The organism is Arthrobacter sp. B0316-1-20 (assembly GCF_059091865.1).
On the sequence record NZ_JBNHHC010000007.1, the window covers coordinates 249649 to 272461 of the forward strand.

General features: G+C 63.1%; 24 protein-coding genes. 9 read left to right on the forward strand and 15 right to left on the reverse strand.

Going from position 1 to position 22813, the window contains the following annotated elements; genetic code table 11:
• Window positions 1-56 precede the first annotated feature (56 nt).
• Window positions 57-257, reverse strand: coding sequence for a YegP family protein (locus tag AC5RW2_RS14225; RefSeq protein WP_493963269.1), 201 nt, complete (start codon window positions 255-257; stop codon window positions 57-59).
• Window positions 258-409: 152 nt separating this feature from the next.
• Here AC5RW2_RS14225 and AC5RW2_RS14230 point away from each other — a divergent pair, with 152 nt between their 5' ends.
• Together AC5RW2_RS14230 and AC5RW2_RS14235 are read left to right on the forward strand one after the other, a co-directional pair.
• Window positions 410-634 carry a hypothetical protein gene (locus AC5RW2_RS14230; protein WP_493941842.1) on the forward strand — a complete coding sequence of 75 codons (225 nt, stop codon included), beginning with the start codon at window positions 410-412 and terminating at the stop codon, window positions 632-634.
• A gap of 2 nt (window positions 635-636) precedes the next feature.
• A complete protein-coding gene (locus tag AC5RW2_RS14235) occupies window positions 637-798 on the forward strand; it encodes a hypothetical protein (RefSeq protein ID WP_493950956.1) in 162 nt (53 codons plus the stop codon).
• Between the two features lie 28 nt (window positions 799-826).
• Here AC5RW2_RS14235 and AC5RW2_RS14240 read toward each other — a convergent pair whose 3' ends face one another.
• The 4 genes from AC5RW2_RS14240 to AC5RW2_RS14255 all read right to left on the reverse strand — a co-directional run bounded on the left by AC5RW2_RS14240 (window position 827) and on the right by AC5RW2_RS14255 (window position 5333).
• Window positions 827-1453 carry a class I SAM-dependent methyltransferase gene (locus AC5RW2_RS14240; protein WP_493963270.1) on the reverse strand — a complete coding sequence of 209 codons (627 nt, stop codon included), beginning with the start codon at window positions 1451-1453 and terminating at the stop codon, window positions 827-829.
• A gap of 122 nt (window positions 1454-1575) precedes the next feature.
• Window positions 1576-2679, reverse strand: a complete 1104-nt coding sequence (locus AC5RW2_RS14245) for a CapA family protein (protein WP_493963271.1) — start codon at window positions 2677-2679, stop codon at window positions 1576-1578.
• A gap of 165 nt (window positions 2680-2844) precedes the next feature.
• Window positions 2845-4251 carry a trimethylamine monooxygenase gene (locus AC5RW2_RS14250; protein ID WP_493950953.1) on the reverse strand — a complete coding sequence of 469 codons (1407 nt, stop codon included), beginning with the start codon at window positions 4249-4251 and terminating at the stop codon, window positions 2845-2847.
• A 458-nt stretch (window positions 4252-4709) separates the two neighbouring features.
• A complete protein-coding gene (locus tag AC5RW2_RS14255) occupies window positions 4710-5333 on the reverse strand; it encodes a LysE family translocator (RefSeq protein ID WP_493963272.1) in 624 nt (207 codons plus the stop codon).
• Window positions 5334-5449: 116 nt separating this feature from the next.
• On the opposite strand from AC5RW2_RS14255, the gene AC5RW2_RS14260 reads away from it, so the two are divergent.
• Complete coding sequence (locus tag AC5RW2_RS14260; protein ID WP_241913444.1) at window positions 5450-5905, forward strand: Lrp/AsnC family transcriptional regulator; 456 nt, start codon at window positions 5450-5452, stop codon at window positions 5903-5905.
• A 20-nt stretch (window positions 5906-5925) separates the two neighbouring features.
• Here the strand turns inward: AC5RW2_RS14260 and AC5RW2_RS14265 are convergent, their stop codons facing one another.
• From AC5RW2_RS14265 to AC5RW2_RS14280, 4 genes are all read right to left on the reverse strand, one after another.
• Complete coding sequence (locus AC5RW2_RS14265; protein ID WP_493963273.1) at window positions 5926-6837, reverse strand: cation diffusion facilitator family transporter; 912 nt, start codon at window positions 6835-6837, stop codon at window positions 5926-5928.
• Window positions 6834-7211: an ArsR/SmtB family transcription factor gene (locus tag AC5RW2_RS14270; protein WP_493963274.1), complete on the reverse strand. Its 378-nt coding sequence runs from the start codon at window positions 7209-7211 to the stop codon at window positions 6834-6836. Before AC5RW2_RS14270 ends, AC5RW2_RS14265 begins: the two co-directional genes overlap by 4 nt.
• Window positions 7212-7353: 142 nt before the next feature.
• Entirely contained in the window at window positions 7354-8886 is a 1533-nt protein-coding gene (locus AC5RW2_RS14275) for an APC family permease (RefSeq protein WP_493963275.1), read from the reverse strand.
• 70 nt (window positions 8887-8956) lie between these two features.
• Window positions 8957-10069 carry an aminomethyl transferase family protein gene (locus tag AC5RW2_RS14280; RefSeq protein WP_493963276.1) on the reverse strand — a complete coding sequence of 371 codons (1113 nt, stop codon included), beginning with the start codon at window positions 10067-10069 and terminating at the stop codon, window positions 8957-8959.
• Window positions 10070-10462: 393 nt separating this feature from the next.
• Between AC5RW2_RS14280 and AC5RW2_RS14285 the strand changes: the two genes are divergently transcribed.
• A complete protein-coding gene (locus tag AC5RW2_RS14285; protein ID WP_493963277.1) occupies window positions 10463-11836 on the forward strand; it encodes an APC family permease in 1374 nt (457 codons plus the stop codon).
• Between the two features lie 4 nt (window positions 11837-11840).
• The gene (locus tag AC5RW2_RS14290; RefSeq protein ID WP_493963278.1) at window positions 11841-12878 is read left to right on the forward strand and encodes a hypothetical protein; all 1038 of its coding nucleotides are present in this window, start codon (window positions 11841-11843) and stop codon (window positions 12876-12878) included.
• Between the two features lie 73 nt (window positions 12879-12951).
• On the opposite strand, the gene AC5RW2_RS14295 is transcribed toward AC5RW2_RS14290, so the two are convergent.
• Window positions 12952-13512, reverse strand: coding sequence for a TetR/AcrR family transcriptional regulator (locus AC5RW2_RS14295; RefSeq protein ID WP_493963279.1), 561 nt, complete (start codon window positions 13510-13512; stop codon window positions 12952-12954).
• 207 nt (window positions 13513-13719) lie between these two features.
• On the opposite strand from AC5RW2_RS14295, the gene AC5RW2_RS14300 reads away from it, so the two are divergent.
• The 3 genes from AC5RW2_RS14300 to AC5RW2_RS14310 all read left to right on the forward strand — a co-directional run bounded on the left by AC5RW2_RS14300 (window position 13720) and on the right by AC5RW2_RS14310 (window position 17221).
• A complete protein-coding gene (locus AC5RW2_RS14300; protein ID WP_493963280.1) occupies window positions 13720-14232 on the forward strand; it encodes a flavin reductase family protein in 513 nt (170 codons plus the stop codon).
• Complete coding sequence (locus tag AC5RW2_RS14305; RefSeq protein WP_493963281.1) at window positions 14229-15800, forward strand: 4-hydroxyphenylacetate 3-hydroxylase N-terminal domain-containing protein; 1572 nt, start codon at window positions 14229-14231, stop codon at window positions 15798-15800. The genes AC5RW2_RS14300 and AC5RW2_RS14305 overlap by 4 nt, the downstream gene beginning before the upstream one ends.
• 140 nt (window positions 15801-15940) lie before the next feature.
• Window positions 15941-17221: a multidrug effflux MFS transporter gene (locus tag AC5RW2_RS14310; protein ID WP_493963282.1), complete on the forward strand. Its 1281-nt coding sequence runs from the start codon at window positions 15941-15943 to the stop codon at window positions 17219-17221.
• 104 nt (window positions 17222-17325) lie between these two features.
• Here AC5RW2_RS14310 and AC5RW2_RS14315 read toward each other — a convergent pair whose 3' ends face one another.
• The 4 genes from AC5RW2_RS14315 to AC5RW2_RS14330 all read right to left on the reverse strand — a co-directional run bounded on the left by AC5RW2_RS14315 (window position 17326) and on the right by AC5RW2_RS14330 (window position 20778).
• Window positions 17326-18720, reverse strand: a complete 1395-nt coding sequence (locus AC5RW2_RS14315; protein WP_493963283.1) for an NAD-dependent succinate-semialdehyde dehydrogenase — start codon at window positions 18718-18720, stop codon at window positions 17326-17328.
• A gap of 69 nt (window positions 18721-18789) precedes the next feature.
• A complete protein-coding gene (locus tag AC5RW2_RS14320) occupies window positions 18790-19557 on the reverse strand; it encodes a gamma-glutamyl-gamma-aminobutyrate hydrolase family protein (RefSeq protein WP_493963284.1) in 768 nt (255 codons plus the stop codon).
• Window positions 19554-19940, reverse strand: a complete 387-nt coding sequence (locus AC5RW2_RS14325; RefSeq protein ID WP_493963285.1) for a cupin domain-containing protein — start codon at window positions 19938-19940, stop codon at window positions 19554-19556. Before AC5RW2_RS14325 ends, AC5RW2_RS14320 begins: the two co-directional genes overlap by 4 nt.
• A gap of 4 nt (window positions 19941-19944) precedes the next feature.
• Window positions 19945-20778, reverse strand: coding sequence for a fumarylacetoacetate hydrolase family protein (locus tag AC5RW2_RS14330; protein WP_493963286.1), 834 nt, complete (start codon window positions 20776-20778; stop codon window positions 19945-19947).
• 331 nt (window positions 20779-21109) lie between these two features.
• Here AC5RW2_RS14330 and AC5RW2_RS14335 point away from each other — a divergent pair, with 331 nt between their 5' ends.
• Complete coding sequence (locus AC5RW2_RS14335; RefSeq protein ID WP_493963287.1) at window positions 21110-21685, forward strand: helix-turn-helix domain-containing protein; 576 nt, start codon at window positions 21110-21112, stop codon at window positions 21683-21685.
• 161 nt (window positions 21686-21846) lie between these two features.
• On the opposite strand, the gene purU is transcribed toward AC5RW2_RS14335, so the two are convergent.
• A complete protein-coding gene (purU, locus tag AC5RW2_RS14340) occupies window positions 21847-22707 on the reverse strand; it encodes a formyltetrahydrofolate deformylase (protein ID WP_493963490.1) in 861 nt (286 codons plus the stop codon).
• Between the last annotated feature and the right edge of the window lie 106 nt (window positions 22708-22813).

Sequence of the window (22813 nt, forward strand, 5' to 3'; positions counted from 1 at the left end):
TCCTTGCTGGCGCGGTCCGCTGATCGTGCGGGTTTGTGGAAGCCGGGTTAATTCGGCTACTCGGATGACCCGTCGGTGCCCGACCGGTCGATCACGCGCCCGGTTCCCGCGATTTCGCGGGCGAGTTCGATCCCCTTCCTCGCGGCCCGGATGGACGGAAAGGTCACGGACTCGGCCATGAGTTCCCCGTCCGCGTCCAGCATCCTGACGCGGAATCCGCCGTCGGGCGCATCAATCACTTCGAAATGGCCGGCCATAATTTGCACTCCTGTCCCCTGGGAGACGCCACGGCTCTGTGGCGTCCAAACAGTATGCCACCGGCAGCCCGCGGACGTCTGGGGGGGTTGCCACACTTTGGCCGAGTGAGGAAAGTGGACAGTGCGTTAACCCATGTGGATCGGAGAACACCATGCAGATCGACAAGCAGCAGATCATCGACATCCTCAAGCAGCAGGGTAACCAGGACCAAGCCGCCAAGGCCGATTCCGAACTGCCGGAGAAGGTGGACACGGAGAAAGACTCGGGCCTGTTGTCCAGCCTGGGGATCGACGTGGACGCCCTGCTGAGCAAACTTCCCGGAGGCCTGGGGGAGAAGCTCGGCGGGTTGAAGGACAAGCTGGGAGGGTTTGGATAAACATGACCACCGGAAATGACGAAGCGCCTGGCGATCCGCAAACCAACGAGGACGACCAAGAGCAGCAGGATCCAACACAGGCAGGGGCGGGCCCTGATTCCAAGAACGTAGACGGCGAGGCCGAGGCCGAGAACGCCAAGGAAAGCGGCGGCTACGGGTACTGACGGCCGGTCATCAGCCCGGAGGCTCGGCTTAGCTGTTGCCTCCGGGCGTTGCCGTGCCCGCCACCAACGGGTTTACGGGTAGCCATCCCGGCCCCACCGTGAACTCATCCTGCACGGTCACCGTGAACCCTGCCGCGGAGATGGCGGTTACGGTGTTCCGGTTGAGCTGGCAGCCCTGCGCCGCAAAAGACCAAACCGGCCGCAGCAGATCCTGGAACGTGCCGTGCGCGCCGGTGCCGCGGACATGCTCCAGGAATAGCAGCTTGCCGTCCGGCTTGAGCACCCGTTTGGCTTCGGCGAGGGCTGCCGCCTGGTCGGGGACGCTGCAGAGCACCAGGGTGAAGACGACGGCGTCCACGCTGGCGTCCTCGGCCGGCAGCGCTTCGGCGCCGGCGTCCACCACGCGGACCTTGCCGGCGGCTGACCCAACCTTGGCCTGCAGCCGCTTGCGCATATGTGGATCGGGTTCCACCGCGGTCACCTGGCAGGACGGCGGCAGGTAGGGCAAATTCGCGCCGGTGCCGGCACCGACGTCGTACACCATCCCGCTCAGGCCGCTCAGCAGCGCAGCACGGCGCGTGGTGAGTTCTTCATGCTCGGCGCGGCGCATGGCGGAGTCGTACTGCGCCGCGAACAGTGCGCTTCTCAGTCCCATGAGCGTAGTCCTATCGTCGATGGGAAGGGCATGCACTACGGTACTGCAGCGGAAAAGGGGCACCGGATCGTGACCGGAGGCCAGCCGTCTCGGTCTGCCGCGCAGTGACCTGGCGGTTTTTACTACACCACTGACAGGCTGCCGTCGCCGAGCATGCTGATCCGGGTGCCGAAGCCGCTGCTGGCGTCGCCCAGTACGCGACGGAGCCACTCGCCGTCGTCTTTGGTGGTCCGCTCCAGGCGCATCCGCCGCGCCCGCACCGGCACCAGGCGCAAACCGCGCAGTTCCCCGGTGCGCGCATCCAGAGTAACGAAGTAGAGAAGCCGCAATTCGTCGCGGAACTCCTGGTGGCCGCCGATTCCCTCATAGTCGTTGATCAGGTCGCCGCAGCCGTAGAAGATGGGCCGGCCGCGGTAGATTTCGAGCGGACGCGGATGGTGGGACGAGTGCCCGTGCACCACGTCGATCCCGCCGTCGACCAACCAGCGGGCAAAGCGGACGTGCGCGCGGGGAACCTCGTAGCCCCAGTTAGAGCCCCAGTGCAGCGAGGCCACCGTGAGGTCGTCTTCCCGCTTGGCGGAGTGCACGAGGTGGATGAATCGGTTGGCAGTGTCTTGGGACAGACCCGGCAGGAAGCCCAGCCCAGGCCGGTCTGGGCCAGCGGCTTCCGTGGGGGAGATGCCGCTGGATTCCAGCCCGGCGGAGAACACCAGCAGGCGGTTAGGGCCGGTGTCTACCTGCGCGGGCTGCCAGGCCTGATCGGCATCGCGGCCGATGCCAGCCGTTCGCAAACCAGCAGCGTGCAGTGTTTCCAGGGTTTCCGTCAGGCCGTCGACGCCGAAGTCCAGCACATGGTTGTTCGCCAGGACGCAAACGTCCAGATCGGCAGCGGTGAGGCAACCGATGTTGTCCGGATGCATGCGGTAGTGGATGCCCTTGTCCGGGGCGAAGCGGCCGTCGCCGGTGACGCTGGTTTCCAGGTTGACCACGCGCACGTCCGGTCCGGCCTCGCCGATAATGGCCAGTGCATCGCCCCAGGGCCAGGCCGGGTCCGCCGGTTGCGGGATGGGCCCGTTGGCTGCTTCGGCCAGGGCCACGTAGACGTGGGCGTCGCGGATGTAGCCTTCGCGCAGCTTGGGGGCGCCGGGATGCGGGAGGACTTGGTCCACGCCCCGGCCGGTCATCACGTCGCCGGCCAGGAACAGGGTGATCGTGCTGGAAGCCATCGCTGCCACTCGATTCTGACTGCTGGCTCCACTGTAGCCCTCTGGACAGTCGCCGGCAGCCAAGGGATGCCGGCTGCGGTTTGTCCGGGCGCTGGAGGTGACGACGGCGGGTGGCCGGGAGACAGCGCTCCCGTGCCACCCGCCGTCGTAGGCGGTGGGGTTGGCTTACCGCCGGGAGGACGCCTGTTCTGCATCTCCGGTCAGGGCCGCCAGGGCTCCGGTGTCCATGTCCTCGGAGGGGCCGTGGAGGTAGCGGTGCAGGCTGTCATCCATAGCGTTGATCCAACGGGTGTGGTGCCGGCTGGCCATGGTGCCGGTCATGACGGAACGGTGGATGCTGTCCCGGTAGCCGAGGATGTTGTCTTCCTTGTCCTTCATCCACTGCTTGAGCAGGGTGCAGACCGTGTCCAGATCGAACTCCGGGTAGTCCGTCAGGCCGATCAGCTCGCGCAGGTAATCGGTCTGGAACTCGGCCTCGGCGTCGTGGTCGGCGAGCGTGGACTGGCGGTCGAGCCAAGCCTGGATGTCCGCGTCGCGTTCCTCGAGCGAAGGCAGTTCGATCCGGCCCAGCATCACGTCGCGGGCGAACCACGCCTGTGCGTCGAACATGTTAAAGGTGTAGTACTGGTCCTGCGCGCCTAGATAGAACAGGTTGGTGTTCTGCTGCCAGACCACGCCCTTGTAGAGGTTGCCCGGGTAGAGCAGGTTCGGCGACTGCAGCGACAGTTCGGTGGGCAGGAACGGGTACTTGTGCAGGTAGCCGGTGCAGAGCAGCACGGCGTCGAACTCGCCGGTGGTGCCGTCGCTGAAGTGCGCGGTCCGGCCCTCGAAGCGGGTCACCAGCGGGCGTTCGGTGGCAGTCTCGGGCCAGTCAAAGCCCATCGGCGAACTGCGGTAGCTGAAAGTGACGGACTTGGCGCCCATCTTGTGCGCCTGCATGCCGATGTCCTCGGCGGAGTAGCTGCTGCCGATCAGCAGCAGGTCCTTGCCGGCGAACCGCTCGGCGCCGCGGAAGTCGTGGGCGTGGAGCACCTCGCCCGGGAAGCTATTGATGCCGTCGAAGGCGGGCACGTTCGGGTAGGAGAAGTGGCCGGTGGAGACCACCAGCTTGTCGAAGACATGGGTTTCGGTGCGCTGCGCCGCGAGGTCCTCGACCGTGACGGTGAATTCCTGGCTGTCCTCGTTGTAGTCGACCCAGCGGGCCACCGTGTTGAACCGGACGTACTTGCGCACGTCGGACTTCTGGACTCGGCCGGCAATGTAGTCGAACAGGACTTCGCGCGGCGGGAAAGAGGAAATCGGGCGGCCGAAGTGCTCGTCGAAGGTGTAGTCGGAGAACTCGAGGACTTCCTTGGGGCCGTTGGACCACAGGTGCCGGTACATGCTGCTGTGAACGGGCTCGCCGGCGGCATCTAGGCCGGTGCGCCAGCTGCTGTTCCACTGTCCGCCCCAATCGGACTGCTTCTCAAAGCACACAATGTCCGGGATTTCGGCTCCCAGTTTCCTTGCCGATTCGAACGCCCGCAGCTGTGCCATGCCGCTGGGCCCTGCACCAATGATTCCGACTCGCATATAAATGCATCTCCTCATCCAGTGGATCTGTCCGTCAGGTTCGACGCTCCGAATCCACAGAACGGCCGTTTTGGCGCACCGGTAGCGGTGGAAAAGCGCATGGTGCGCAGCGGTCTAACACTGGCGGCGCGAGAGCGCGCCGGGCCCTGAACAATCAATCCCGAGAGGGAGACGGGCACCGTGTCCGCGGGCAGGCGAGGGGCCTGCGCGAGCGATTCGGAGCGGCCAACCGAAGATCCAATAACACCGGCTGGCCTGCAGTCCATGTCAACACCTAAGGGGGATTAAGTCAAAATGGTTTCGGGATTAAGCGCTCCTCAACAGTGTGCCCCTGGGCCGGAATCAGCGCTTGTGGCAAGGCCGGACGCGACGCCGAATCGCGGGCTCGCCGAGGGGAATCCTCGGCGTGTCGAGAGTGACCACTACACCTAGGCCGGGCCTGGTTTGCGCGGGCGCGCTCAGAGCAACTCCGCGGCCTTTTCCAGCAAGATGCCCAGCCCGATCAGCACCATGATCACGCCGGAGGCCCGGGCGACGACGGCGCTGGCGCGGGGCTGGGAGCGCAGGATGCGCCGGGCTAGCAGTGCGACCGCGAAGTAGATGTAGAGGCAGTTGACGACGTGCAGTCCGCCCAGGAAGAGCATCTGCGCCGCCGACGGCCAGCCGGCGGGCGAGGTGAATTGCGGCAGCAGTGCCAGCAGCAGGAGCAATCCCTTGGGGTTGATCCCGCTGACGCCGGCGCCGCGGAAAAACTGGGCGGCCGGGGCGTGCCCGAGGGGAGCGTCGCTGGCGGTAACCTGCCTGGCCTTGCTGACGAGACTGTTCACGCCCAAATAGATGAGGAAGGCCGAGCCGGCGATGGTCAGCACGGTGAGCGACGTCGGGTACTGGGTGACCAAGGCGCCCGCGCCAACGGCGATGATGCAGACCACCACCGCATAACCGAACGCCATTCCCAGCACCGACGGGGCCACCGAGGGTGCCCGCAGGCCAGCGCCGATGGCGTACGCCCAGTCCGCCCCCGGTGTGAGCGCTAGCAGCAACGCCACCACCCAAAATTGGAGGACCAGCGACATATCCATGGAGCTACTTCTTTCCCTGCGACCTTTCCCAACAGCCGTAAATGCTACGCCGAAACAGGTGAAATGTTCTGCGCTTCTCCTGCCAAAATGCCGGTTGCAGTGGAACAATTACCGGCGTGGATGCATTAAGCCGGGAGATTCTTTCACTGCTCCAAGAAGACGGACGGATGAGTGCCACCGACCTCGCCAACAGGGTGGGGCTCAGCCTCTCCTCATGCCATCGGAGGCTGAAGGATCTCGAACAGTCGGGAGCGATCGAACGCTACCGCGCCGTCGTTTCGCCGGAAGCCGTGGGGCTCCACTTTGAGGCGATTCTCTTCGTTACCCTGGGCCGGACCGATCTGGAGACCATCGCCGCCTTCGAGGCGGCCGTCACCGCGGTGCCCAACATCGTGGACGCCCAACGGCTGTTCGGCGAGATCGACTACATGCTGAGGGTCCTGACCCGCGATCTGGCCGCCTACCAAGTGCTCTATGACACCGCGCTCGGCGGTTTGCCCGGCGTCCAGCGGCTCACTTCGACCATGGTGATGAAGCGCTTCGGCCCGATCGGCACGGTGCCCATCCCATAGCCGCTGGCAGTCGCAGTGCTTCAGTCGTGGGCCGGGTGCTCGTGCTCCAGGTGCCCGGCAGGCTCCAGTTGGAACGTGGAGTGTTCCACGCTGACCACGAAGTGCTCGGCCACGCACTGCTGGAGCTGGTCCAGGACCTGCGGGGCATGGCCGTCCACGAAACAGGAATCCTCAATCACCACATGCGCGCTGAGCACCGGGACGTTGGAGGAGATCCGCGACGCGTGCAGGTCGTGCACTGCCAGCACATGCGGCACTTCCAGGATGTGCTGGCGGACGTCCTCCAGGTCGAGGCCCTTCGGCACTGTTTCCAGCAGGATGCTGCCGGCCTCCCGCAGGATCTTGAGGGTCCGCGGCACTATCAGCAGCGCGATCAGCATGGCGGCCAGCGCGTCGGCCTGGGTCCATCCGGTGGTGGCGATAACGATGGCGCTGACGATCACGGCCACCGAGCCGAGGGCATCATTGACCACCTCGAGGAACGCCGCCCGCAAGTTGAGGTTGGCATTGCGGCCGGCACTGAGGACCAGTATGGACGCGACGTTTCCCAGCAGGCCGATGATGCCGAAGACCAGCAGTCCGTCCGCGTTAACTTCCGGCGGGGCGATCAGCCGCTGGACACCTTCGACCAGCGCGTAGATTCCCACTGCCAGCAGGATCGCTGCCTGCGCCCCCGCTGCCAGCACTTCCATCCGGAGGTAGCCCCAGGTCCGGCGCGGTGTGTGCGGCCGCATCATCAGTGTCGCGGCCATCAGGGCGATCAGGAGGCCGCCGGCGTCGGTCAGCATATGTCCGGCGTCCACCAGCAGTGCAAGGCTGCCGGTGACGAAAGCGCCGATCACCATCGCGACCAGGATGGAGGCCGTGATGGCGAAGGCTATGGCCAGCCGGCCGCGGTGGGTCGGTCCGGCATGATGGTGGTGGCCGCTCATGCGGATGCCTCCGCGGCGGCCCGGCTTCCGGCGACAGTGGGGCACAGCTCGACGGCGTAGCCCGTCGCTTCAAGCAAACGCTCCGCGGCAGCCAGGGCTGCCAGCAGTTCGGGCTCGGTGGTCAGCGAGTACAGCGACGCCCGTCCCACCGGGCGCGAGGTGACAAGGCCGCAGTCGTTCAGGCAGGCAAGATGCGCGCTGACCGTGGACTGGGCCAGCCCCAGATGCTCGGTCAGGTCGCGGACCTTGTGCTCACCGGTGGTCAGGTGCTGCAGGATGGTCAGCCGGGTAGGGTCGGAGAGGCTGTGGAACAAAGCGGCCGCCGGCGCCAAGTCCCCGGCTCGGTCCGAGGTGCGCTCCCGTTGCATCGTCATACGGCGATGATATCGGTCAATCGGGTATTTGTCTCCGCAGCGTTGCGACAAGCAAACCAGCAAGACAGAAGGGCGGTCGGCCATCGCGCTGCACGCGACAACCGGCCGCCCTTCTGTAGTAGAGGGGTGCGGAAGCTCAGGTCTATTTCTCCCCGGCAATCTCCATCGTTGCGGATCTCGCACTCAGGGACTGCTCTTGGTCACGCAACTCCTGCAGTTCTTCTGCTTCTTCCGCTGTGTCTCCGGCGGCGAGGCTGCGGTAGTGGAGCGGCCGGTTCTTGCGAAGCCAGAAGCCGAAGGCCAATCCGGCCGCGCCCGCCACGGGGATGATCCAAGGCACGGCGAGCATCTCCGGAGAGTCCTTGCCGGTGATGTAGCTGAATGCGCTCAGCTCGATGATCAGGGCGGCCACCAGCAAGACGGTGGCAAGTATCGGCGCGACGGTCGTTTTCCACCAATGGCGCTCGGAGGCTGGCTGCCGGAGGAAAAAACCTACGGCGGAGCCGGACGCAAGGGCTTGCAAGGTAGTAGCTCCGACCGCTCCCAACCCAAACCCAATGGGGGCGATCTCCGTGTATGGGTCGATTCCGACGACGGAGAAGCCAAGGATGATCACAACAGCAAGGGCAGCGAGGGTGAGGATGGCCGAACCGGGTGAATTGTGGCGGTTCTTCCGGCCAAGAATAGCCGGCAGCAGTTCCTCGCGGGCCAGGCTGTTGAGATAGCGGGCCACAAAGTTTGTGGTCGCCAGGGCGCAGGCCAGTTGGGCCAGCAGCGCCAGCAAGCTCAGCGCCCACACGCCCACCTCGCCTAGATACGCAGCCGTCGTGGCGAAAACGAACCCGGCCAGGTCTGCCCCCACTGCGTCCTGCAATCCGTCAACTCCGGTTACGCCCGTCAGCGCCCAGGCTACGAGGGCGAATGAGGCAACCAGGATGATCAGCGCTCCGTAGAGAGCGCGGGGAACGGTGCGCTCAGGATTCTTCGCTTCGGGCGCATAGAGGGCCCCCGCTTCGAAGGCCTGGAAGCAGAGCATGGCGAACACGAACGCTATCGTCCACTGCCCAACGCTCAATATGTTCGGGGAAAATGCTTCCGCCGGGAAGGCCCCTGACAGCCCTTCCTTGGCGACGATGCCGATGACCAAGGCAAGGAGAATGAGCAGTTCGAGGCCGACAATGACAAAAGTGACGCGTGCGCTGAGATCGATCTTCCGGTATGCCAACACGGTGACAACCAGAAGTTGGACAACGAACCAGACCTGCCAGGGGGCATGGATGCCAAAGCCGGCCAGAATCTCCTGGTTCACCACGGAGGTCACCGCATAAATGCCGATGAGCAGGGTGGAATAAGTGACCACCGCTATCATCGCTGAGCCGACGCCAGTAGGTCGTCCGAGCCCCCTGGCGATGTAGTTGTAGAACGCCCCAGGCCGCGTGATTCGGCGGACCATTTGGACGTAGCCAACACAGAACAGTCCAATGATCAGCCCGGCCACAACATACAAGAGCGCCGTTGAGGGTCCTCCGAAGGCCAGTCCCAGCGGGAGCGTGCCGACGACGACAGACAAGGGCGTAAGGGCCGCGACGATCAGGACGATGATCTTTGTGGACGTTAGCGTTCGCCGTGCGGAGTGCGTTGCTTGCGCTTCGCCCGAGTGGGTGGGAATGGACATCGTTGTCCTCCTATGAACGGGTAATAAAACGGGTACAGATCTGACTTATCGATGGCGGAAGCCGCTACAGCTAGCTCCTGACTCGCACACGTTCTGGGTCGTGCACGGGGGTGGGTCGCACCTCAACAGCAACGTTGCGATCATCCAGACGGATGCTGAGGCGAGTGCCGACTTGAGCGAAGTCTTTTGCCAGCCGGGCGAGGCCGAGAGTGGTTCCACCGAGAACCGGAGAGGAGACGGCCATGGTCACGGTGCCGATTGCCTGTTCCTCGGCATACAAGGTTGCCCCGTCCAATGCTTCGGGTGAGGCGTCGGAAACCACGCTCACGACGCGCAGCGGCGCACTCTTCTTGCGCTCTCGCAGTGCTTCCTGACCGCGGAACGCCGATTTTTCGAGGTCCACGGTCCATCCGAGGCGACACTCGAACGGGGTGATGTCCTGGTTGTAGTCAACGCCGGCCAGCATCAGGCCAGCCTCGATGCGAGCCACCATCAGCGTCCCGCCAGCAAAAGGAAGGATTCCCAGATCGGTTTGAGCGAAGACAGCTTCATAAAGCGCTGATGCGTCGTCGGCACCCACCATCACTTCGTATCCGAGCTCGGCGGTGAAGCCCAAGCGGAAGATGCTCACCAGAACGCCTGCAACTTTGACGTCCGCTAAGAGCGAGTAGTACGGGAACGCCTCGTTGCTGAGATCGACGTCCGTCAGCCGCTGGAGCAGCGCACGACTGTTGGGGCCTTGGACCGAGAGGACGGCGAAGTCCTCTCTGCGTTCCTGCACCGTGGTTCCCCCCGGTGCCGCAGCTCTGAGCGCGTCAGTGACGTCCGGGTTGCCGCCCATCACCACGACTCTGTCAGCGTCGAGCACGCTCACGGTCACGTCATCGACCATGCCGCCGTCATCGGCCACAATGACGCCGTAGGCAATCCGGCCTACGCCGATCGCATGGACATTGCGCGAAAAGAGTGAATCAACGACGGTCTGGGCCTCCGGCCCCTCGACGAACCACTTGTAAAGCATCGAGTAATCCTGCGCGACGACGGTGTGCCGGAGTGCACGGTATTCGGTGTCCAAGCCGGCTACCGTCGTCGGCATCCGGTACCCCATGACCTCTTCCCATTCGGTCACGTCCTCTTCGTACAGCGGACTGAATGCCGTGCGGAGTAGATTCTCAGTCTTCATGGGCCTAGGTTCCTTTAGGTCGATCTTGTGGCTGTTTCCACACAGCCGGCCCCGGTCCCCGATGGTCCGATGGGCCTGGTTCTCTTTACGATGACACGAATACTCGCAAAGTGTACAGGAGGGGAAATGCGGACACTATAGTTTGTTCCTTATAGGGACCAGATGTGTTAGTGCATGGAACACAGAAGAGGCTGTAATCTCTGTTCCCCAAGGACATAGGGGCTCCGGCCCCGGTTGCCTAGAGTGCTTTCAACCTCTGTACGGTTGTGCTCCGCAGCCAATGTCAGCGTTCGGAATGAAAGGCGCTCTGTGTCCCAAGGTCTAGCTACAAGTACATCTCCACAGGTTCAACGCCAGCTGTCCGGGAAGCTGGGGACGGCTTCGATTGTCTTCATGGTGGTGGCGGCAGCGGCGCCTTTGACCGTTGTGGCAGGTGCGTCGATCAACTTGATGCTCAGTAACGGACCGGGCATTGCATTTGCCTACGGTTTGGGCACGCTCATCATGCTGCTGTTCGTCGTTGGATTTACGGCGATGACTCGACACGTGAAGAAGCCGGGAGCCTTTTACTCCTATGTTTCAGCAGGTATCAGCCGGCCCGTCGGCGTGGGTGCTGCCTTCGTAGCCATGCTGACCTACGTCTGCATTCAGATCGCTGTCTATGCCTACATGGGCTTTGTCCTGAGCGATTTGGTAGGGACCTGGACGGGAGGCGCAACGACTTGGATCCCCTGGTGGGGCTACGTGTTGGCTGGCATAGCCTTGACGGCATTCTTCAGCTACCGAAGCATCGATCTGAGTGCCAAAGTACTCGCCATTGCCTTAGTGATTGAAGCCGGGCTGGTGTTGGTGGTCAATGCGGCGGTGCTCTTGCGCGGTGGCGGTCCGGAGGGGTTGTCCGCTACCTCCTGGTTGGCAACGGAGAACATCTTTACCAGCACCCTCGGTTTGGCTGTTATGTTCGGTGTCAGCGTTTTCATGGGTATTGAGGCCACGGCAATTTACCGGGATGAAGCAAGGAACCCGGACCGAACCATCCCGCGAGCAACCTACGTTGCGGTTGTCGGAACCGGAGCATTCTACGTTTTCGCCCTGTGGTCGCTGATTCAGGCGTGGGGGGCCAATGGCCTTCTGTCCGCCGCGGAGGCCAATCCTGGCGACCTGTTCCTGGTGACCGCGACCGCCTTCGTGGGGAAGGTATTCGCGGACATTGTGGGCATCTTCCTGATTATCTCCATGTTTGCCTGTGTCCTGTCCCTGCAGAACGTGATCGCCCGTTACATGCATTCGCTGGGCAACGCCGGGCTCCTTCCTGCGCGGCTCGGTCATGTCCACGCGCAGCACAAGTCGCCCCACGTCGCTGCGGTGGTGACCTCACTGGTCACGCTCGCGGCGGTGGCCGTTTGGGCCGTGCTTGGCCTAGATCCCGCCTTGCAGATCTTTCCGTGGCACATTGCAGTGGGAACCATCAGCATCATGATCCTCTTTGTGATCACCAGCATCGCCGTCATGCGGTTCTTCCGAAAGACCAAGGCGGACAGCCGGGCATGGAACACCTTAATTGCACCGGCACTAGCCGCAAGCCTTCTGGTCATCATTCTGATCCAGACCTATGCGAATTTTGACCTGCTCGCAGGTGAAGCTCCCTTTGCGATCACGCTGTTCCTCCAATTGCTGCCCTTCATCGCCCTGGCGGCAGGCTTGGCTACAGCCCTGCGCATGAAGTCCCGCCGGCGCGCGGAGTACGAGAAACTGAACATCGACTGATTGGATGGAAGCAGTGCAAAATCCCCGCTATCTCGTTTTCGGCCTCGGCGCAGTGGGCGCAGAAGCAGTAGGCTCACTTCTTCGGGACGGGGCGGACATCGTCGGCGCCTTCACCCGCTCCAGCCACGTGGGAGAGGACCTGGCCGAAGTTCTGGGAATGCCGCCCTGTGGCGTCAGCGTCCAGTCGTCGGCCGAGTTCCGAGCAGTGTCCGGCATGGCGGACATTGCCTTGTTCTTCACGACGACGGCGCTCACCGACCTGCTTGGCCCGGCGAAAGAGTGTCTGGACAAGGGCATCAATGTTCTGACCATCGCCGAAGATGCAATGTATCCGTGGGACTTTGACCCAGCGACGGCTGCCGAACTGGACGCCGCGGCCATCGCCGGGAACGCCACCTTGGTGGGAACGGGTGTCAATGAAGTCGCGATGGCTCAGGTGCCTGCCATGTTGGCAGGCGTCGTTCCCGGGGTGAACCGGATAGAGGTTGAGTGCGCCGGCGATTTCGGAGCCTTCGGGGCCGAACTGCTGTCCTTCCTGCAGATCGGCGTCAACCCGGCCGATTTCCAGCCGGAGACTGGTGGCGGCCAAGATGTCATATCCCGGCAGTGCGCCCGCATGATTGCTGGTGTCATCGGCACGGAGGTGGTCTCCGAGGACATCTCCATTGAGCCGACCGTCGCGGCTTCGCCGTTAAACGTGGCTGCACTGGGGCGCGAGTTCCCGGCAGGCGTAGTCAGCGGACTGCTGGAAAGGACAGGCGTCGCTACCGCCAGCGGGGTAGAAATCGAAGTCCGCTTGATCGGCAAGGTGTTCGAACCGGGCGACGAAGAGTATGTGCTGGCAACAGCGCATGCCCCGGCCTTGTCCGCGCCAATTTCCTTGCGCATCAATCCGCTTCCGGGTGTGGCCTGCACCGCCGGCATCGCCCTCAGCCGGGTGTGGGACGTGCTCGAAGCTCCCGCTGGATATCTGCGCGCGGAGAAGTTGCCGAACCTGAGGTTCCGAGCCCCGCTGGCCTTCCAAGCGGTCGCCGGTCAGTAGAGCGACCCGCCCGAAGTCGTACCCTAAGCACCGCCCGAAAGCGCGTCCAAGCCGCTTCGGGCGGTGCTTAGGCTTAAGCCGGATCAATAATCCGGCGCAGAAGTGGCTCCACGTCAGAGGCAAAGAACATGGTGTCTTCCATGACCGACTGCAGCAGGATGCCTTCCAAGGTGTATCCCAGCAGTACCGCCGTCTGCCGGTCGCAGTATGGGGCGACCACCTGGTCCATCCGCCATTCCCTAATTTCCGGCCGCAGTGCCGCACGGTGCAGGGTGCTCAGGTACAGCCCGTACTCCAGCACCAACTGGGGATGCTGCCGGACAGTGACTTCTTCGATGAGGCCGGCCAGCCCGCCGGCCAGGCCGTGCGCCTCGACCAAGGGTTTGAGAACCTCGTGGAACGACCGCTCGTTCCGCTCGCGGATCACCCGGATGGTCGAGACCAACAGGTCGTCCTTATCGGTGAAGTAATACGTGGTCGACCCCAGGGGGACTTTTGCCGTATCGGCAACCGCTCGGAAGGTCAGCGCGTCCACACCGTGCTCGGCGACGACGCGGGCCGCCGCTTCTATGATGCGCTGCCGTCGCGCGGGGTCATTGGGGCGGCGTCGGCCGGTGGTCGAAGAAACGGTCACGTAGTAACTGTACATACCGGTGGGAGCTACATGGCCAAACCAAGATGTCAAGGAAAGTGTGTACAGGTAACTGGCAGCTGTGTAGGCGTCACACTGACAGGATTCTCGCTTGCCATTACTGCCCAAAGGTGCGGTCGTCCGCTTGTTCTTTAAAATAAATTTCAAACCTCTTGTATTATCTCTGTGAGGTGCCTAACATCCATAAGTATGTACAACAGTACGCAAACCTTGATCAGAGAACAGACCTTGGATCCGATGGAATTTCGCCGCACTCTCGGGAGCTTTGCCAGCGGAGTCGTCGTCGTCACCACCGTCGCAGAAGACGGGGGAGTACACGGCATGACCGCTAACGGTTTCGTGTCGGTTTCCCTGGAACCGCCCTTGGTACTGGTGTCGGTTGGAGAAAAGGCAAAGATGCACGCGCTTCTCAGCCACACCCCGCGCTACGGCATCAGCATCCTGGCAGAAGACCAGCTGGACATTGCATCCCACTTCGCGGGCAAGCCAAGAGAGACACTGCCGCAGTTCACCTGGCAGGACGGCATGGCGTTGGTCGACGGAGCCGTGGGGTACCTGTCCTGCAGCATCGTCGACCGCCACCGGGCCGGCGACCACACATTATTCATCGGGCACGTCCATCAGCACAGCCACACCGGCGCCGCCCCCCTCACCTTCCATGCCGGCCAGTTCGGCGCCCTCGCGAAAGGACCCAATTCATGACCATCGTCAACGAATCCACCGAAACCGCCCCTGTCACTCCGGCCTCGACAGGACGGATGCAGACGGGCGACGAGTTCCTCGAAAGCCTCCGCGACGGACGCGAGGTCTGGATCTATGGCGAGCGCGTCGACGACGTCACCACCCACCCGGCATTCCGGAACTCGGCACGGTCGCTGGCTGCACTGTTCGATGCGCTGCATGACCCCGAGACCCGCGACCGGACCACCGCACCGACAGACACCGGAAGCGGCGGACTAACGCACCCCTTCTTCAAGTACGCCCGCACCAAGGACGACCTGCGCGCCAGCCGCGAGGCCATAAGGACCTGGCAGGAACTGGTGTTTGGCTGGATGGGCCGCACCCCGGACTACAAAGCCTCGCTGATCACCGGGCTGGGCGCCAACCCTGAGTACTTCGGCGAGTTCGCCGACAACGCCCGCTTCTGGTACAAGGAAACTCAGGAACGCGTGCTGCACATCGGCCACGCCATTGTGAATCCGCCGGTGGACCGCTCCCGCCCCGCCGAGGAAGTCAAGGACGTTTACGTCCACGTGGAACGGGAAACCGACCAAGGCATCATTGTCAGCGGGGCCAAGGTGGTGGCTACCGGATCCCCGACCACGCAGTATGTCTACGTCTCCCACGCCGGTGCCCCGTTGAAGGACAAATCCCTCGCCATCACCTTCCTCGCCCCGACAAACGGCAAGGGGATCAAGATGTTCTCCCGCGCCTCTTACGAATCAACGGCGGCACGGGCCGCGAGCCCCTTCGACTACCCGCTGTCCTCCCGGCTGGATGAGAACGACGCCGTACTCATCTTTGACCAGGCGCTGATCCCTTGGGAGAACGTGTTGATCTACGACACGCAGCGGATGGCCGAGTTCGACACCGTCTCAGGCTGGGAAGGCCGGGCCGTCCTTCAAGCCTCCACCCGCTTCGGCGTCAAGCTGGACTTCTTCGTGGGCGCGCTGAGCAAGGCGCTGGAGATCACCGGTGCCGGGCAGTTCCGGGGCGTGCAGGCTGCCCTGGGCGAAGTGATCGGCTACCGCCACGCCGTCAACGCCCTGCGCGATGGGATGATCGAGAACGCCACCCAAGGCTGGGGCGATGACCTGGTTCCCAACCGGGCGTACGGGTGGGCCTACGCCTCCATGGCGTCCTCCATGAACCGGCGCATCCGCGAAATCATCGAGACCGTGGTGGCCTCCGGGCTGATCTACCTGAATTCAAACGCCGTGGACTTCCAGACCCCCGAGATGCGCCCGTATCTGGACCGCTACCTGCGCGGCTCCAACGGGAAGACCGCCTTGGATCGTTCCAAGACCATGAAGCTGCTGTGGGATTCGATCGGATCGGAGTTTGGCGCCCGGCACGAATTGTATGAGCACAACTACTGGGGCCAGCCCGAGCTCTGCCACCTGACGCTCAACGAGTCGGCACAGCAAGACGGCACGCTCGATCATGCGCGGTCGCTCGTGGAAAAGTGCATGGATCAGTACGACCTCAATGGTTGGACCAGCGACAAGCTCTTCTCGCCCGATGATGTGAACTTCATAAGCCAGCGTTGAGCCATTCGGCCGGTAGGCGCCCCGCTTGGGGCGACCACATGGATAACGGCTAACGACGGCGGTGCTCACTTTTGGTGGAATTCCCACCTTGGGAGGGCGCCGCCGTCGTCCTCATGTTTGAGAAGAACAGGAAAACCGAGATGGCCAGAGACTCCATGCTTCCCGGTGTGGGCCACCCCGCCCGGGACGGCGATCCGATACCGTCCGGCAGTACCACTGCCGATTCCCCGTCCCCGATGGTTCCACCGTCGGCGTTCCTGGTGATGGTATTGGCGGCAGTGTCAGCCGTGCCGCAGTTGGCCATCGACATGTACCTTCCCGGGTTCCCCGAGCTGGCCGGGGAGCTTAACGCTCCGCCGTTCGCCGTGCAACTGACCTTGACGGCCTTCATGATCGGGCTTGCGGGCGGCCAATTGGTTATTGGACCTTTGTCGGACCAGTTCGGCCGCCGTAAATTGCTGCTGGCCGGCTCAGCGCTCTGCGCTCTTGCCACGGCGCTGTGCGCTATGGCTCCAACTGTGGAGGCGCTGATCGCTGCCCGCTTCCTGCAAGGGGCCTCGGGCGCCGCCGGGGTAGTTTTGGCCCGGGCTGTGCTGGCCGATCGTGCGTCGGGACGCCAAGCCGCACGCTTGTTTTCGCTCATGATGGCCATCCAAGGCCTCGCCCCGATCCTCGCTCCCTTGGCTGGCGGCGTGGTGGTACCGCTCCTTGGGTGGCGTGGAGTGTTCTGGGTCCTGACCATCCTGAGCGTGCTGCTGTGGCTCCTGGCGCTGCTGTTTATCCACGAGAGCCTGCCAAAGGATCAGCGGCGGGCCGGGGGAGTTGCTGAGCTGATCTCTCTGACCCGGACTGTCCTGCTAAACCGTGCTTACCTCGGCTATTGCCTCGCAGTGGGTTGCGGGTTGGGAGCGATGTTCTGCTACATAGCGGCTTCGCCTTTCATCTTGCAGGAGACCTACGGCTTGGGCACCGGTTGGTTCTCGGTGATTTTCGCAGTGAATTCCGCTGGGCTTGCCGTTGCCAGCCTGATCAGTGCCAAGCTCGTCAACCGCTTCAGGCCGGCAGCCGTGATGATGCTGGGACTGGTGCTGATGATGGCCGCTTCGGCGCTCTACGCCGTCATGGTGTTTACCAGCCTTGCGAGTCTGGCGGCCACGGTGCTGCTGTTCTTCCTGATCGTTAGCAGTTTGGGGTTCATCCTCGGGAACGGTACCGGACTGGCGGTGGAAGAGGTCCCGGGCGCGGCAGGAACTGCAGTGGCGGTGATCGGTGCCGCGGAATACTTGATCGGTGCCGCGGCGGCTCCATTGGTCGGGCTGGGCGGCGCGGACCTGCAGATATCGCTGGGCGTCGGCATGCTCGCCTGCGCGCTGTTGGCGGCCGGCGGCGGATGGGCCGCCATCCGCCAGCGTTCCCGTTAGACGTCCAGAAATAGGCAGGCGCCGGGTTCCGGACAGGAACGGACCGTGGTCTTCGTCCTGACCAGAACTCGGCGCCTTGTCAAGGGCTGAGTCTGTCTGCGGTGTTAGATCCGCACCAGCTTCAGGTTGGCGAACTCGTCCATGCCCCACGGTCCGAGCTCCCGGCCGAAGCCGGACCTTTTGACGCCACCGAAGGGCAAATCCGGTTCGGAATCCGGAGCTTGGTTGATGAAGACCATGCCGCAATCCAACCGCTCCGCCAGGTCCAGCGCACGCTGTTCATCGGTGGTGAAGATGGATGCCCCTAGCCCGTACGCTGAATCGTTGGCCAGAGCGACGGCTTCGTCTTCGTCCCGCACCGGGTAGACCACAATGGCCGGGCCGAAGAGTTCCTCACGGAAAGCGCGCATGCCGTCGACGACGCCGGTCAGGACCGCAGGGGTCACGAATGCCCCGGGACCGTCCAGCCGCTGGCCGCCGGTGTGCAAGATGGCTCCTTGCGCAACCGCATCGGCGATCTGTTCGGTCAGTTCGTCCGCAGCTGCCGCCGAGGACATCGGCGCAATCGTCGTGGAGGCGTCGGCAGGGTCCCCGGGAACCAGACCGGCGGCCAGAGCCGAGAGCTCGCGGACAAAGGCATCGAAGATTCCCTCCGCGACGATCATCCGCTTGGGGGAGTTGCAGGCTTGGCCAGCGTTGCTCAGCCGGGCACGGAACGCCTTGCGCGCGGTGGCAGGTACGTCGTCGCTGTCCAAAACGATCAGCGGATCCGACCCGCCGAGTTCCAGCACCACCTTCTTGAGGTGCCGTCCCGCGATCTCGGCGACCGCTGCCCCGGCGCGTTCGCTGCCGGTCAGCGAAACACCCTGGATGCGGTCGTCGGCGACGATCAATTCGGTCTGGGTCGTGGCCGCGTAGAGGTTGACGTAGGCGCCGGAAGGCAGCCCGGCATCCCTCAATACCTCTTCGATGGCCTGGGCGGAACGAGGGCAGTTGGAAGCGTGCTTGATCAGCAGGGTATTGCCCAGCACCAGGTTCGGTGCCGCGAAACGCGCCACTTGGTACAGCGGGTAGTTCCAAGGCATGATGCCCAGCAGGGCACCCACCGGCCGCTTCTTGATCAGCGCCCGGCCGCCACTGCGCGGGACGAACTCCTGGTCAGCCAGCATCGCCGGGCCTTCGGAACCGTAGTAGTCAAAGATCGCCGCGACAATCCCAAGTTCACCCTTGGCCTCGGCCAGCCGCTTGCCCATCTCCTGGGTGATGATGGCAGCCAGTTCATCGGTTCTCTCGGCGAAGAGTTCACCGGCCCGTTTGACGCGGCGGGCACGCTCGGCTGCGGGCACGGTGCGCCACTGGAGGTAGGCTTCGTGCGCCGCGGCAACGGCCGCCACGACCTCCTCGTCCGAGGCGGTGGGTACCGTCTCCAGCACCTGGCCCGTGGCTGGGTCGGTTACTGCGAAACGACTCTTCGCGTCAGGGGTAACTGTCTGGTTCATGGGTGTCCTAAAGATCGAGAGGCAGGCCAGCGAAACTTCGCTGCTGTTTGTCCAGATTCGCGGGGCCGGTTAACCGTGAAGCGTTTCCGCCGGTTGCGGGCTGAGGCGCCGGTAGCGGTCGGAGGCTTCGACGAAGGAGGTCAACAGCTTGAGGCCCTGCGAATCCAAGCGTTCCTCCGGGTGCCACTGCACGCCCAGGACGAAGTCGTCTCCGGGAGCTTCAATGGCTTCGACCACGCCGTCGTCAAAATATGCCGAGGCGATCAGGCCGTCTCCGAGGGATTCAACTGCCTGGTGGTGGTGGGAAGCGATGTCAAAGGCATCGGAGCCCAATGCACGGGCGAGCAGGGTTCCCGGAGTCACGGACACTCGGTGCGACGTGAACTTGCCGACGATGTTTCGATGCGGGGTCATGTCCACTCGGTCATCCAGGTGTTGTTCGAGGGTGCCACCGAGGGCGACGTTGAGGACCTGCATGCCGCGGCAGGCACCCAAAACAGGCATGCCGCGCCGCCGGGCGCCGTGAACCAGCGCAATCTCCAGTTCGTCGCGAACCCGCAGCGGCTGGTCGTTGAAAGGGTGGTTTTCGCGGCCGTACAGATCGGCGTCCAGGTCCCGGCCGCCGGCCAGGAAGACACCGTCGGCCAGATCCAGCAGCCGCTCCGCGTTGTCCCGCAGGACCTCGGTGGGAGGCAGCAAGAGCGGCATTCCGCCAGCTTGTTCCACCGCATCAATATAGGTGTGCGGGAGTGAATCGTTGGGAATGTTGGCCCAGGCCCCGGACGTGACGGACTTGCGGTCCGCCACGACCAGGATCACCGGAGGTGCGCCGGTCACGGTGCCCCCAGTGTGGAATGCTCCAGCGGGGAATGCTCGTGCCAACAGGTGACGCCCCACGTGGTTGCCAGCCAGACCGCATCGGCGCCTTCGTCCGCCCCGTGCCAGTGGTTCTCATCGACCGGGGTTTCAACCAGGGTGCCAGGCACGATGCCGGTATGTTCGCCGTCGTTGTTTCCCACTCTCCCGGTGCCGCTGACTAAGTAGAGCAGCTGGCCACCGGGATGGGAGTGCCAATTGGTCACTGCACCGTCGTTGAAATGTACGCGGGCAATGTCCGGATCACCGTCCTTGGCCGCTTCGAGGATCATCTCCAACTGCACGGGACCGGTGAACTTACCTCCGTAGACGTAGTTCTTGTTTCCTTCGACGATGAGTTTCATGGCATTAGGCCTCGGTACGCACGGGGTTGCTGATAGTTCCGACGCCGGAGACGGTGACCTCAACGACGTCGCCGTCGCGCAGGTAGCGCGGAGGCTTACGCTCGTCGCCGACTCCGCCGGGGGTGCCGGTGGCGATGACGTCGCCCGGCTCTAGCGTCATGCCGCGGGACAGGTATTCGATCAGCGTGGGGATGTCGAAAATGAGATCCCGGGAGTTGCCCTTCTGCATCGTCTCGCCGTTGATCACGGTCTGCACGTCCAAGCCGTCCTTGTTCACGGAATCCACGCTGGCAACTACGGGGCCCAGCGGGGTGAAGGTATCGAAGCTCTTGCCGAGCGTGAACTGCTTCATCGGGGTTTCCAGCTGAGCACGCCGGCCGGAGACGTCGTTGAGGGCGGTGAAGCCGCCGACATAGTCCCAGGCGTCTTCCAGAGCAACGCGGTAGCCGCGCTTGGAGATGACGATGCCGACCTCACCCTCGAAGTCGGGGCGGGTTTCTTCGCGCGGGATCACGATCTCGTCGTTCGGGCCGGTGATGGACGAAGGGAACTTCGCGAAGACAACCGGAGCGTCCGGGTGCTTGAGGTTGGTCTCCTCGACGTGGGACTGGTAGTTCAGGCCAATAGCGATCAGCTTGCCCGGGTTTACCGGGGCGAGGACCTTCACGTCCTGCAGGGCATACGAGGTGCCAGACGCACTGGCGATGTTCTCCCAGGCTTCGGTGGAACCGTCAAAGCCGACGGCCGGTGCAGCACCTGCATCAACAATGGTCTCGCCGTCGAGGCGTCCGAGACGAACTTCTCCCGCAGCTGTTTCAAAACGGATTGCCTGAGTCATCTGTGACCTCCGGTCGATAGTATGGGTGGTTACTTTAAGAGTATATAAGGGTTGCTAAAAAAGACAAGAGGCTCGGGGCTCAGGCCCAGTGCCGCCGGAGTCGCCCTGATCCCGAGTCGCCCTGATGTGGAGACGGACTCCGCCGGCGGGCCGAGGCTGTCGCCGGTCGTGGTGTCGTGTCCAGAAGCACGAGTCATGCTGCAGGAAACAGGCCGACGTGCATCTCTGCGTGCCACTGGCAGCGCGGGAAACATAGGAGGATAAAGTTACTGTCAAAAGGACTACGCCGGCATGCGGTGACAGCGGGAACCCCGCGATTGAGGATGGACTGATGAATGACCACATAGAGGCGCTGTCGGCCAACGTCAGGCGTCTTCGGGAGACACACGGCTTGTCCCTGTCCGAGCTGGGGGAGCGTTCCGGCGTCGCAAAGGCAACTCTGTTTAAGGTTGAGCGAGGGCAGACCAATCCCACGTTGGAAACGATGCTCGCCATCGCTCGAACGTTCGATGTTTCTGTGCCCGACCTCATCGCGCTTCCGGAGCACGCGCCGGTTGAGGTGGTTCACGATGGAGAGGGCGAAGATATCTCGGACGCTGCCTCCTTCGGGCACATCCTGCGAAGCCAAGTGATTGGCGCTGGAACCTTGGAAATCCATGCTCAGTCCTTCAAGAAGGATGTGGCGGAAGTGTCTGCTTCACATGGTGCGGGTGCTCGGGAGCATGTGTTTGTCCGGGCCGGCAAGATTCGTTTGGGGCCCGTCGGACATGAGGTTTTGTTGGGGGAAGGCGACTACGCCACTTATCCTGCGGATCGAACGCATCGATGGCAAGCAGAGAATGCTGATGCTTCGGTCTGGATCGTCCATACGTTTCCTAGGGCAGCGGCGTTCAACGAAGGCAAGTGAGTTGCAGCTTCCGTTCGCCGCGTTGGAATCAGTTTCGTGGGCTGGTCTTGTAGCCCCGGTGCACAGTGGTTCTACGGCACTCCTGTGCACCGGGGAAGACTGCTCATCGGATCGGCAAGAATCAGGAGTCTCTAGGCCAACCCCTTAACCGGTCGGGCCGGTTAGAACACGATGGTGGTATTGCCGTCGCGCATCACCTTGTCTTCGCAGTGCCAGGTGACGGCGCGGGAAAGGACGGCACGCTCGACGTCGGCGCCAAACCTCATGAGCTGGGCGGTGCTGTCGCGGTGTGAGACGCGGATGACGTCCTGCTCGATGATTGGGCCTTCGTCAAGATCCTTGGTCACGTAATGAGCGGTGGCACCGATAAGTTTTACACCGCGGTCCTTGGCCTTCTGGTAGGGACCCGCCCCGATGAACGCGGGCAGGAAAGAATGGTGGATGTTAATGACCGGCACTCCGACATCCTCCAAAAATTCGGCCGAGATGATCTGCATGTACCGGGCCAGAACCACCAGGTCGACGTTGCCCTGCAGCAGTTCCAGGTGCCGCAGTTCGGCATCTTTCTTGTCGCCGGAGACCGGGACGTGGAAGTACGGTATGTCGAAGGGGCGTACCTGGTCTGCCAGATCGGCGTGGTTTGAAATGACCATGACAATGTCCATGGGGATCTCACCACGCCGGTGCCGCCACAAGAGATCCAGCAGGCAATGATCTGTCTTCGAGGCGAAAATCGCGACGCGCTTGCGTTTCGAGGCCTCGGTCAGAGTCCAGTGCAGGTCCAGCGGACCGGCCAATTTTGTCTCAATCTCCGACTCCAGGTTTTCGCGCAATGCCGCAAAGCCTGGGAGGTGGAACACCGTACGCTGGTACAGCGTTCCGCCCATTACGCCGGTGGAGAATTGGTCCAGCGAGATGATGTTGGCACCGTGCCGGCTCAAAACATCGGCGACCTGGGCAACAATCCCGGGTTCGTCCCGGCATGCGATATTAAGGCGCCCAATATCCCGGAGATCGGATATGGACTGGTTTTTGGGCGGCAGAGTAGCGGTGGATGTTTGCAAGGCGACGACCTCACTGATGGTAGGAAATGGGGCCAAAGGTTTCCGCGCCGGTGGGCCGTGATTC